Here is a 12,728-nt window from a genome sequence, read left to right on the forward strand (position 1 = left end):
GATGTGCTTGATTTGCCAACGAATTGAATGGATTAAGGCAGGGGAAAATCCCTACTTTGTAAAAGAACTGGAAACAGGCTATGTTGTCATTGGAGATCACCAGTATTTTGAAGGCTATACTTTATTCCTAGCAAAAGAACATGTCACAGAATTGCATCATATGGAAACTCCAGTCAAACTTCGCTTTTTAGAAGAAATGAGCTTGGTTCAAGAAGCCGTCTCTATGGCTTTTTCAGCTCAAAAGATGAATGTAGAGTTGTTGGGAAATGGAGATGCCCATGTCCACTGGCATATTTTTCCGAGACGAGAGGGTGATATGAAGGGACACGGTCTTAATGGTCGTGGTCCAGTTTGGTGGGTTCCTTGGGAAGAAATGGTCGCTGAAGAATATCAGGTTAAGGGAAGTAAATTAGAAGGTTTGGTTGAAACCTTATCTGAAACTTTGGACCAAATGATAGAAATGAAAGGATAAACAATGAAAAAAAGATACCTTGTATTATCAGGATTGCTAGCCTTGACATTGGCAGCTTGTTCGCAAGAAAAGCCAGCGACTTCAGAAACACAGACTTCAACTGAAGAAAAAACCGTCCAAGAAGGAACTGTTGGTAGCAAGTCTCATGAGGCTAGCCAAAAGAAGGCAGAAGTAGTTAATAAGGGAGATTACTATAGTGTTCAAGGGAAGTACGATGAGATTGTTATCGCTAATAAGCATTATCCCTTGTCTAAGGACTATAATCCTGGAGAAAATCCTACAGCAAAGGCAGAATTGTTGAAGCTAATTGCTGCTATGCAGGAAGCAGGTTTCCCAATCAGCGACCACTATAGTGGTTTCAGAAGTTATGAAACTCAAACTCAACTTTATCAGGACTATGTCAACAAAGACGGAAAGGCAGAGGCTGACCGCTATTCTGCTCGACCTGGCTATAGTGAACATCAAACTGGACTAGCATTTGACCTTATCGGTACAGATGGAGATTTAGTGACAGAAGAAAAAGCTGCCCAATGGCTTTTAGATCATGCTGCAGACTATGGTTTTGTCGTTCGCTATCTCAAAGGTAAGGAAAAAGAAACAGGCTATATGGCTGAAGAATGGCACCTTCGCTACGTCGGGAAAGAAGCCAAGGACATCGCTGCAAGTGGTCTCAGCTTGGAAGAGTATTACGGCTTTGAAGGTGGGGACTATGTTGATTAGTCGCAAAATATCTTGCAAGAATGCTTGAAATTTGATAAAATGAATAATAATTAAATAGGAATCTGCAAGACTAGTATCTCAGGGGAAGTATATCAGGGAGGAGAGCCGTGACTGAAAGCTCTCTATATGAAAGCTGGGTGAATTCACTTGCCTATGGATTCAGAAATAAAGGTCTGATTTGTCAGATGAAAACGGATGGTACCGCGTGTCAACGCTCCGAGTGGAGTTTTTGGCATGTGGTTTTCTTTTTATCTTACGAGAGACTGATGGAGGAATTATGTCAACTATTGAAGAACAATTAAAAGCGCTTCGTGAAGAAACGCTAGCTAGCTTGAAGCAGATTTCTGCTGAAAATGAAAAAGAGCTGCAAGAATTGCGCGTCTATGTCCTTGGTAAAAAAGGTTCTCTTACTGAAATACTGAAAGGGATGAAAGATGTTTCTGCAGAAATGCGTCCAATTATCGGGAAACACGTCAATGAAGCGCGTGATGTTTTGACAGCTGCATTTGAAGAATCAGCTAAGCTCTTGGAAGAAAAGAAAGTTGAAGCTCAACTAGCAAGTGAGAGCATCGATGTTACGCTTCCAGGTCGCCCAGTTGCGACTGGTCACCGTCACATCCTCACACAAACTAGTGAGGAAATTGAAGACATCTTCATCGGGATGGGTTACCAAGTAGTGGATGGTTTTGAAGTAGAACAAGACTACTATAACTTTGAACGTATGAACCTTCCAAAGGATCACCCAGCTCGTGATATGCAGGACACTTTCTATATCACAGAAGAAATCTTGCTCCGTACTCACACGTCTCCAGTTCAGGCGCGTGCGATGGATGCCCATGATTTTTCTAAAGGCCCTTTGAAGATGATCTCACCAGGACGTGTATTCCGTCGTGATACAGACGATGCAACCCACAGTCACCAATTCCACCAAATCGAAGGTTTGGTTGTTGGGAAAAACATCTCTATGGCGGATCTACAAGGAACCCTCCAGTTGATTGTACAAAAAATGTTTGGTGAAGAGCGTCAAATTCGTTTGCGTCCATCTTACTTCCCGTTCACAGAGCCTTCTGTTGAGGTGGATGTTTCATGCTTCAAGTGTGGAGGAGCCGGCTGTAACGTATGTAAGAAAACAGGTTGGATCGAGATTATGGGTGCCGGGATGGTTCACCCACGTGTCCTTGAGATGAGTGGTATCGATGCGACTGTATACTCTGGCTTTGCCTTTGGTCTTGGTCAAGAGCGTGTAGCTATGCTTCGCTACGGAATCAACGATATCCGTGGATTCTACCAAGGGGATGTCCGCTTCTCAGAACAGTTTAAATAATGATTAGAAAAGTAGAAATAGCAGATGTTGAGGTGTTAGCAAAAATTGCCAAACAAACCTTTCGTGAAACATTTGCTCATGATAATACGGAAGAGCAGTTACAGGAATACTTTGAAGAGGCTTATAATCTAAGAGTTTTGTCAACTGAGTTGGAAGATCCTGACTCCGAAACCTATTTCATTATGCATGAAGAGGAGATAGCTGGTTTTCTCAAAGTCAACTGGGGAAATGCTCAAACCGAGAGAGAATTAGAGAACGCTTTTGAAATTCAACGCCTCTATGTGCTACAAACATATCAAGGATTTGGATTTGGTAAACAACTATTTGAATTCGCTCTGGAACATGCCGAAAAAAATGGTTTTTCCTGGGCTTGGCTAGGTGTTTGGGAGCATAATACAAAAGCTCAAGCATTTTATAATCGATATGGTTTTGAAAAATTTAGCCAACATCGTTTTATGGTTGGGCAAAAGGTAGATACGGATTGGTTACTGAAAAAGAAATTAAGGTAAGAAGATGATTCTTCTAATGAAATGATAGGAAAGGAAAAAAACTAGAGTGGCAACTGTCATTCTGGAGAACTAAATTATGCTTGTATCTTATAAATGGTTAAAAGAATTGGTGGACATTGATGTGTCCTCACAAGAGTTGGCTGAAAAAATGTCAACCACAGGGATCGAGGTAGAAGGTGTCGAATCACCTGCTGCTGGTCTCTCAAAAATTGTCGTCGGTGAGGTCTTGTCTTGCGAAGATGTGCCAGAAACTCACCTTCATGTTTGTCAGGTTAACGTTGGCGAAGAAGAAGCCCGTCAAATCGTCTGTGGAGCACCGAATGTGCGTGCAGGTATTAAGGTTATGGTGGCTCTTCCAGGTGCTCGCATTGCGGACAACTACAAGATTAAAAAAGGGAAAATCCGCGGTCTTGAGTCACTTGGGATGATCTGCTCACTTGGTGAATTAGGGATTTCTGACTCCGTTGTACCGAAAGAATTTGCAGATGGCATCCAAATCTTGCCAGATGATGCCGTTCCAGGTGATGAAGTCTTCTCCTATCTAGACTTGGATGATGAAATCATCGAACTTTCTATCACTCCAAACCGTGCAGACGCTCTCTCTATGCGTGGGGTAGCTCACGAAGTAGCAGCTATCTACGACAAGGCAGTCAATTTTAAAGAATTTACTTTAACAGAAACTACCGAAGTTGCAGCGGATGCTCTTTCTGTCAGCATTGATACAGACAAGGCTCCTTACTATGCCGCTCGTATCTTGGACAATGTGACCATCGCGCCAAGTCCACAATGGTTGCAAAACCTCCTCATGAACGAAGGCATCCGTCCGATTAACAATGTCGTCGACGTGACCAACTATATCCTGCTTTACTTTGGTCAGCCTATGCATGCCTTTGACTTGTATACCTTTGAAGGAACTGATATCCGTGTACGTGAAGCACGTGCTGGTGAGAAATTAGTGACCTTGGATGGGGAAGAGCGTGAGTTGGAAACAACTGATTTAGTGATTACTGTTGCTGACAAACCAGTAGCCCTTGCAGGTGTCATGGGTGGAGAGGCTACAGAAATCTCTGAAAAGTCTACTTGTGTCGTTCTTGAAGCTGCTGTCTTCAATGGTAAATCAATCCGTAAGACTAGTGGTCGCCTTAACCTTCGTTCAGAATCTTCTTCTCGCTTTGAAAAAGGCATCAACGTGGCAACCGTTAATGAAGCCCTTGATGCGGCAGCAAGTATGATTGCTGAATTGGCTGGTGCGACAGTGCGTAAGGGAATCGTTTCAGCAGGCCACTTGGACACTTCTGATGTAGAAGTTTCTTCTACTCTTGCAGACGTTAACCGTGTCCTTGGTACTGAGCTTTCCTACGCGGATGTAGAGGATGTTTTCCGTCGTCTTGGATTTGGCCTTTCTGGAAATGCTGAACACTTTACTGTCAGTGTCCCTCGTCGCCGTTGGGATATCACGATTGAAGCGGACCTCTTTGAAGAAATCGCTCGGATTTATGGTTACGATCGCTTGCCAACCAGTCTTCCAAAAGATGATGGGACAGCCGGTGAATTAACAGCGACACAAAAATTGCGCCGTCAAGTTCGTACCATTGCCGAAGGAGCAGGATTAACTGAAATCATTACTTATGCTCTGACAACTCCTGAAAAAGCAGTTGAGTTTACGATTCAGCCAAGCAACTTAACGGAGCTCATGTGGCCAATGACTGTGGACCGTTCGGTCCTCCGTCAAAATATGGTTTCAGGTATTTTGGATACCGTAGCTTACAACGTAGCGCGTAAGAATAAAAACTTGGCTCTTTATGAGATTGGAAAAGTCTTTGAACAAACAGGTAACCCAAAAGAAGACTTGCCAAATGAAATCAACAGTTTCTCCTTTGCTTTGACTGGTTTAGTCGCTGAAAAAGACTTCCAAACAGCAGCTGTTCCTGTTGACTTCTTCTATGCTAAGGGAATCCTAGAAGCCCTCTTTGCTCGCTTGGGTCTTGAAGCGACCTATACAGCAACGCAAGAGATCAAGAGTCTTCACCCAGGACGTACAGCCTTGATTTCGCTTGGGGATCAAGTAGTCGGTTTCCTCGGTCAAGTGCACCCTGTGACGGCTAAGGCTTACGATATTCCAGAAACTTATGTGGCAGAGCTTAACCTTTCAGCTATTGAGGCAGCCCTTCAACCAGCAGAAGCCTTTGTGGAAATTACTAAATTCCCAGCAGTCAGCCGTGATATCGCCCTTCTCCTCAAAGCAGAAGTGACTCACCAAGAGGTGGTTGATGCTATTCAAGCCGCTGGCGTGAAACGTTTGACAGGCATCAAACTCTTTGACGTCTTCTCAGGTGAAAAACTAGGACTTGGCATGAAGTCTATGGCATATAGCTTGACCTTCCAAAATCCAGAAGATAGCTTGACCGACGAAGAAGTCGCACGCTATATGGAAAAAATCCAAGCATCACTCGAAGAAAAAGTGCATGCAGAAGTGCGTTAACAGTCTAAAATCCATCCCTAGGGATGGATTTTTTTGTCTTTGTAAATGACGAATATTGGAAAGAAAAATGAAGTTGAATCTTATTTGTTTTGATATAAAAAATGCCTAGTAAATTCTACTAATAAAAATGTACATAAATCCTTGTAATGACTAAAAAAAGGAGTATAATGAGGATAAGATTAGTAGGAGGTGGATTATGTTAGAAGTCCGCAATCTTGAAAAAAGTTTTGGTCCCAAACAAGTCTTGTTTGGCGTTGACTTTCAAGCTCAGCCTGGAAGAATTTTAGGTCTAGTTGGGAAAAATGGAGCAGGGAAAACAACCATTTTTCACAGTATTTTGAAATTTTTGGATTATCAAGGAGAAATTCAGTTTGATGGCCAGGAAATTCGTCAGGAAACCTATGCTCGGATTGGATATCTACCCGAAGAACGTAGTCTCATGCCTAAGTTGACAGTTTTAGAGCAGGTTCGTTACCTAGCCATGTTAAAAGGCATGGATGCCAAAGAAGTCAAAGAAAAACTCCCTCAATGGATGGAGAAGCTGGAAGTAAAGGGAAAATTGACAGACAAGATTAAGAGTCTCTCAAAAGGGAATCAACAGAAGATTCAGCTGATTATTACTTTAATGCATGAACCAGATCTGATCATTCTAGATGAACCTTTTAGTGGTCTGGATCCAGTCAATACCGAATTGCTCAAGCAGGTTATCCTCAAAGAAAAAGAACGTGGTGCAACCATTATCTTTTCAGACCACGTCATGACCAATGTCGAAGAGCTATGTGATGATATCCTTATGATTCGTGATGGGCGTGTCGTCTTGCATGGACCAGTCCAAGATGTTCGTAATCAATACGGCAAAACGCGACTCTTTGTTGCAAGTGAAAGGAGCCAGGAAGACTTGGAAAAACTCCCACATGTCATTCATGCTAGCTTGACCAAGCAGGGAATTTGGAAGCTCATCCTAGATGACGAAAATGCTGGACAGGAGCTCTTTGCTATCTTGACTCAAGGACACTATATCGCGACCTTTGACCAGCAAGCTCCGACAATTGATGAAATCTTTAAACTAGAATCAGGGGTGGAAGTATGAGAAATATGTTGGTTGTAATCAAAGAAACTTATCTAAGACACGTTAAATCATGGAGTTTCTTCTTTATGGTAATCTCGCCTTTTCTCTTTATCGGCTTGTCTGGCGGAATTGGCTATCTCCAAGGTTCCTCTCTGGCTCAGAATAATAAGGTGGCAGTAGTTAGTTCGGTACCTGCTATAACAGAGAGTCTTAAATCGACCAATGGCATTAATTTTGACTATAAGGATGAAGCAAGCGCCCAAGAAGCCATCAAGGATGAAAAAATAAAAGGTTATTTGACCATTGTCCAAGAAGATAGTGTCCTCAAGGCAGTCTATCACGGTGAAACCTCACTTGAAAGTGGTATAAAGTTAGCTGTGACAACTAAGTTGAATGAGCTCCAATACCAACTCAATCGTTCGGAGGCACATTTATCTCAGGAACAGGAACAGCACTTGGCACAAACGATTCAATTCTCAGAGCAGATTGATGAATCTAAGGAAAGTAAAAAGATGGTCCAAACCTTTGCGGCGGCAGGACTGGGTTTCTTCCTCTATATGATCTTGATCACTTATGCCAGTGTCACTGCTCAAGAGGTAGCCAGTGAAAAAGGGACAAAAATTATGGAAGTGGTCTTCTCAAGTATTCGTGCTAGTCACTACTTTTACGCGCGCATGATTGCCTTACTTCTTGTCATTTTGACTCATATTGGTATTTATGTTGTAGGCGGACTTGGAGCTATCTTATTCTTTAAGGATATGCCTTTCTTGGCTAATTCAGGTATTCTAAGTCATTTGGGAGAAGCTTTTTCGGTCAATACCTTGTTGTTTGTATTGGTCAGTCTCTTTATGTATGTGGTCTTGGCAGCCTTCTTAGGTTCTATGGTTTCTCGACCTGAAGATGCAGGAAAGGCCTTATCTCCGTTGATGATTTTGATAATAGCTGGTTTTGTTGGCGTTACTGCCCTAGGCGCTGCAGGAGATAATCTGATTTTGAAAATCGGTTCTTATATTCCTTTCATCTCGACCTTCTTTATGCCTTTCAGAGCTATTAATGGTTATGCAAATAGCATCGAAGCTTGGATTTCTCTTGCGATCACAGTTGTATTTGCCGTGACTGCAACAGCCTTTATCGGACGTATGTATGCCAGCCTAGTCCTCCAAACAGATGATTTAGGTATCTGGAAAACCTTTAAACGAGCTTTAAGCTATAAATAAAGTAAGGGACCTGTGAGTGTATCTCCCAGGTCTTTTTATTCGCTGAAATATTTCACATTAATTTCTTCTAAACCTTTGACTAATAAAGAAAATTATCGTACAATAAAGAGTACGTGATAAAATGAGACCAGAGTTTATATACTCTGGCATTAGTAGTAAAAAAAGAGGAGAAACGCTTTGGAATTAGAAGTATTTGCTGGGCAAGAAAAAAGTGAACTATCTATGATTGAGGTGGCTCGTGCCATCTTGGAACAACGTGGTCGCGACCACGAAATGCATTTTAGCGATTTGGTCAATGAAATCCAAAACTATCTTGGTACCTCTAATAGCGATATTCGCGAAGCACTACCTTTGTTCTATACAGAGTTGAACTTTGATGGGAGCTTCATCTCTCTTGGAGATAACAAATGGGGCCTTCGTTCATGGTATGGAGTTGATGAAATTGACGAAGAAATCATTGCTCTTGAAGAAAGTGACGATGAAGAAGTAGCACCTAAGGCTAAGAAAAAACGTGTTAATGCCTTTATGGATGGAGATACGGATGCCATTGATTATGGTGCGGATGATCCAGAGGATGAGGATGCCTACGAAGAAGATCCAGCTCTTTCTTATGATGATGAAAATCCAGACGATGAGAAGAACGAAGTAGAAGCCTACGACGCTGAAATCAACGAAATCGCACCAGACGATCTTGGGGAAGATGTTGAACTCGTTGAAGAAGACGACGAAGATTCTGAGGAAGAAGAAGAATAATACCAAACAACAAGGGAATTCCCTTGTTGTTTTTCTTTTCTGCAGTAGAACTATAACTCTAGTAAAGAATGACATTTGACAAATGTACCAAATTGAGGTAAGATATTTTTCGGGCACATCTTTTTGAGGTCGGAGCTTCCTAGTTACTAGGGAGCTATTTTTGTTTTTCCAGGAAAATGATCATCCTGGATTGTAGTTATCGGTGAAGATCTTGTTTTCTTAGTCCCCCTCTAGTGAACAAGATCTTGAGCATTTTAGAAAGAGGAATCTATGTCTACGAAATATATTTTTGTAACTGGTGGTGTGGTGTCGTCTATTGGGAAAGGAATCGTAGCGGCGAGCCTAGGACGGCTCTTGAAAAATCGTGGTTTGAAGGTAACCATCCAAAAATTTGACCCTTATATCAATATTGATCCAGGAACCATGAGCCCTTACCAGCACGGGGAAGTCTTTGTAACAGATGATGGGGCTGAGACAGATTTGGACTTGGGTCACTATGAACGTTTTATTGATATCAATCTCAATAAATACTCAAATGTGACAACTGGTAAAATCTACAGCGAAGTTCTGCGTAAAGAACGTCGTGGAGAGTACCTCGGTGCAACTGTCCAAGTCATTCCTCATATTACAGATGCCTTGAAAGAAAAAATCAAGCGTGCTGCCCTAACAACTGACTCTGATGTTATTATTACAGAGGTTGGGGGAACAGTCGGCGATATTGAGTCCCTTCCATTCCTAGAGGCGCTTCGTCAAATGAAGTCTGATGTCGGAGCAGATAATGTTATGTATATCCATACAACCTTGCTTCCTTACCTCAAGGCAGCTGGAGAAATGAAGACCAAGCCGACTCAACACTCTGTCAAAGAATTGCGTGGTTTGGGAATCCAGCCAAATATGTTAGTCATTCGTACAGAAAAACCAGCAGGACAGGGGATTAAAAACAAACTAGCTCAATTCTGTGATGTGGCGCCAGAAGCTGTTATCGAGTCCTTAGACGTAGATCATCTTTACCAAATCCCACTTAATCTGCAAGCTCAAGGCATGGATCAAATCGTCTGTGACCATTTGAAGATTGATGCACCGGCAGCAGATATGACAGAGTGGTCAGCTATGGTTGATAAGGTTATGAATCTCAAAAAACAAGTCAAAATTGCTCTTGTTGGTAAGTATGTCGAGTTGCAAGATGCCTACATTTCTGTCGTAGAGGCCTTGAAACACTCAGGTTATGCCAATGATGCTGAAGTCAAGATTGATTGGGTCAATGCTAACGATGTGACAGCTGACAATGTGGCAGAACTTCTATCTGACGCTGACGGAATCATCGTTCCAGGTGGTTTTGGTCAACGTGGCACTGAGGGTAAGATTCAAGCGATTCGCTATGCTAGAGAAAACGATGTACCAATGTTGGGAGTCTGCTTGGGAATGCAATTGACTTGTATCGAGTTTGCTCGTCATGTTTTGGGACTTGAAGGGGCTAATTCAGCAGAGCTTGATCCTGATACAAAATATCCAATCATCGATATCATGCGTGATCAGATTGATGTTGAGGACATGGGGGGAACCCTTCGTTTGGGACTTTATCCTTCTAAGCTAAAACGTGGCTCTAAAGCAGCGGTAGCTTATCATAACAAAGAGGTGGTGCAACGCCGTCACCGTCACCGTTATGAGTTTAACAATGCCTTCCGTGAACAGTTTGAAGGTGCAGGATTTGTCTTCTCAGGTGTTTCACCAGACAATCGCTTGGTCGAAATTGTTGAAATCCCAGAAAACAAATTCTTTGTGGCTTGTCAGTACCATCCAGAGCTTTCAAGTCGTCCAAATCGTCCAGAAGAACTTTACACTGCTTTTGTAACAGCAGCTGTTGAAAATAGTAAATAGTAGAATAAACCTTTGAGAGTCATCTCAGAGGTTTTTATTTGTTTTCAGTATTATGAAAATCTGGAAAATCGGCTCTGAATTTGGTAAGATAAGATTATGGATTTTGAAAAAATTGAACAAGCATATACCTATTTACTAGAAAATGTCCAAATCATTCAAAACGATTTGGCGACAAGCTTTTATGATGCCTTGATTGAACAAAATGGGATCTATCTGGATGGTCAGACAAATCTGGAAGATGTCAAGAAAAACAATCAAGCTTTAAAACGTTTGGCACTTCGAAAAGAGGAGTGGTTACGGACCTATCAATTTTTGTTAATGAAGGCAGCGCAAACAGAACCTCTTCAAGCCAATCACCAGTTCACACCAGATGCGGTTGGTCACTTGATGATTTTTATCATTGAACAACTTTTCCCTGCTGAAAATGTGAGCTTATTGGAATTGGGATCTGGGATGGGAATTCTGGGTGCTAGCTTCTTGACATCTATAAACAAAAAAGTAGACTACCTGGGGATTGAGATAGATGATCTCTTGATTGACTTGGCGGCAAGCATGGCGGAAGTAATGGATCTTCAAATGGGCTTTGTCCAAGGAGATGCAGTACGTCCACAAGTATTAAAAGAAAGTGACATCATTGTGAGCGACCTGCCTGTCGGTTACTATCCAGATGATCAGACAGCATCACGTTATCAAGTAGCGGCTAAGAATGAACATACTTATGCTCATCATTTGTTAATGGAACAATCACTCAAGTATCTTAAAAAAGGTGGTTATGCGATTTTTCTAGCTCCAACGGACCTCTTGACGAGCCCTCAGAGTGAACTTTTAAAATCATGGCTGACTGAACAAGCCCAACTAGTGGCTATTATAGCGTTACCAGAGGATCTCTTTGCACAGGGAGCACAGTCTAAAACAATCTTTGTTCTACAGAAGAAGGCGGGAGAAGAGATTGAACCATTTGTTTATCCACTTACGAGTCTTCGTGACCCTGAAATTTTGATGGAATTTAAGGAAAATTTTCAAAATTGGTGTCAAGGGCATGAAATCTAGTGCAAATTTTGGTATAATAGTTGAAAACGCTTAAAAAGGGGAATAAATTTATGACAAAAACCATTGCAATTAACGCTGGAAGCTCTAGCTTGAAATGGCAACTATATCAAATGCCAGAAGAAAAGGTGCTTGCAAAAGGTTTAATTGAGCGAATCGGATTAAAGGATTCTGTTTCAACAGTTAAGTTTGACGGTCGTTCTGAAGAACAAGTTCTTGATATTGAAAACCATATCTTGGCTGTTAAGATTTTACTTGATGACTTGATTCGTTTTAATATTATTAAAGCTTATGATGAAATTACTGGTGTCGGACACCGTGTTGTTGCAGGTGGAGAGTACTTCAAAGAGTCTACAGTTGTTGAAGGTGATGTCTTAGAAAAAATTGAAGAACTAGGACTTCTTGCTCCATTGCACAACCCTGCAAACGCAGCTGGGATTCGTGCCTTCAAAGAATTGTTGCCAGATATTACAAGTGTAGCAGTCTTTGATACATCATTCCATACAACAATGCCAGAAAAAGCATACCGTTATCCATTACCAACTAAGTACTATACTGAAAACAAGGTTCGTAAATATGGAGCACACGGTACAAGTCACCAGTACGTTGCTCAAGAAGCAGCAAAACTATTGGGTCGTCCATTAGAAGAGTTGAAGTTGATCACTTGCCATATTGGTAACGGTGCTTCTATCACAGCTGTTAAGGGAGGTCAATCAATCGATACCTCTATGGGATTCACTCCACTTGCTGGTGTTATGATGGGAACAAGAACTGGAGATATCGACCCTGCTATCATTCCTTACTTGATGGAACATACAGAAGACTTCAAGACTCCAGAAGACATTAGTCGTATTCTAAACCGTGAATCTGGTCTTCAGGCAGTTTCAGGCTTATCAAGTGACATGCGTGATGTTCAGAATGGTGTGAACGAAGGCAATCACGATGCTATTCTTGCCTTTGAAATGTATGTTGACCGTATCCAAAAATACATTGGACAATACTTAGCCGTCCTAAACGGGGCAGATGCTATTATCTTTACTGCTGGTGTTGGTGAAAATGCAACTCTTGTGCGTGAGAAAGTTATTTCAGGTATCTCTTGGTTTGGCTGTGATCTAGACCCAGAGAAAAATGTCTTTGGAGTAACTGGAGACATTTCTACAGATGCTGCGACACTTCGTGTACTTGTCATCCCAACTGATGAGGAACTTGTGATTGCGCGTGATGTTGAGCGTTTGAAAAAATAAATGATAAGAAAAA

Annotated in this window: 11 protein-coding genes; all 11 read left to right on the forward strand. The window is 41.7% G+C overall.

Annotation, left to right across the window (positions count from 1 at the left end; genetic code table 11):
- Position 1: 1 nt before the first annotated feature.
- Positions 2-472, forward strand: coding sequence for an HIT family protein (locus QM923_RS05790; RefSeq protein WP_414291186.1), 471 nt, complete (start codon positions 2-4; stop codon positions 470-472).
- A gap of 3 nt (positions 473-475) precedes the next feature.
- Positions 476-1,192 carry an LD-carboxypeptidase LdcB/DacB gene (gene ldcB / locus QM923_RS05795; protein WP_414291187.1) on the forward strand — a complete coding sequence of 239 codons (717 nt, stop codon included), beginning with the start codon at positions 476-478 and terminating at the stop codon, positions 1,190-1,192.
- A gap of 277 nt (positions 1,193-1,469) precedes the next feature.
- Positions 1,470-2,516 carry a phenylalanine--tRNA ligase subunit alpha gene (gene pheS / locus QM923_RS05800; RefSeq protein ID WP_036757069.1) on the forward strand — a complete coding sequence of 349 codons (1,047 nt, stop codon included), beginning with the start codon at positions 1,470-1,472 and terminating at the stop codon, positions 2,514-2,516.
- Positions 2,516-3,025, forward strand: coding sequence for a GNAT family N-acetyltransferase (locus tag QM923_RS05805; RefSeq protein WP_414291188.1), 510 nt, complete (start codon positions 2,516-2,518; stop codon positions 3,023-3,025). Before pheS ends, QM923_RS05805 begins: the two co-directional genes overlap by 1 nt.
- A gap of 76 nt (positions 3,026-3,101) precedes the next feature.
- Positions 3,102-5,507: a phenylalanine--tRNA ligase subunit beta gene (gene pheT, locus QM923_RS05810; protein ID WP_414291189.1), complete on the forward strand. Its 2,406-nt coding sequence runs from the start codon at positions 3,102-3,104 to the stop codon at positions 5,505-5,507.
- Between the two features lie 196 nt (positions 5,508-5,703).
- Positions 5,704-6,597: an ABC transporter ATP-binding protein gene (locus QM923_RS05815; RefSeq protein ID WP_414291190.1), complete on the forward strand. Its 894-nt coding sequence runs from the start codon at positions 5,704-5,706 to the stop codon at positions 6,595-6,597.
- Positions 6,594-7,793, forward strand: a complete 1,200-nt coding sequence (locus QM923_RS05820) for an ABC transporter permease (RefSeq protein WP_414291191.1) — start codon at positions 6,594-6,596, stop codon at positions 7,791-7,793. The genes QM923_RS05815 and QM923_RS05820 overlap by 4 nt, the downstream gene beginning before the upstream one ends.
- Before the next feature lie 177 nt (positions 7,794-7,970).
- A complete protein-coding gene (rpoE, locus tag QM923_RS05825) occupies positions 7,971-8,546 on the forward strand; it encodes a DNA-directed RNA polymerase subunit delta (RefSeq protein ID WP_006152209.1) in 576 nt (191 codons plus the stop codon).
- Between the two features lie 270 nt (positions 8,547-8,816).
- Positions 8,817-10,424 (forward strand): CTP synthase, encoded by a 1,608-nt coding sequence (locus tag QM923_RS05830; protein ID WP_414291192.1) that lies wholly within the window; start codon positions 8,817-8,819, stop codon positions 10,422-10,424.
- Between the two features lie 96 nt (positions 10,425-10,520).
- A complete protein-coding gene (locus QM923_RS05835; protein ID WP_414291193.1) occupies positions 10,521-11,474 on the forward strand; it encodes a class I SAM-dependent methyltransferase in 954 nt (317 codons plus the stop codon).
- A gap of 50 nt (positions 11,475-11,524) precedes the next feature.
- Positions 11,525-12,715 carry an acetate kinase gene (locus tag QM923_RS05840; protein ID WP_414291194.1) on the forward strand — a complete coding sequence of 397 codons (1,191 nt, stop codon included), beginning with the start codon at positions 11,525-11,527 and terminating at the stop codon, positions 12,713-12,715.
- Positions 12,716-12,728: the final 13 nt, after the last annotated feature.

Origin of the sequence: Streptococcus infantis (genome assembly GCF_047463275.1) — a bacterium.
In the GTDB taxonomy this organism is placed as follows: Bacteria; Bacillota; Bacilli; order Lactobacillales; family Streptococcaceae; genus Streptococcus; species Streptococcus infantis_AF.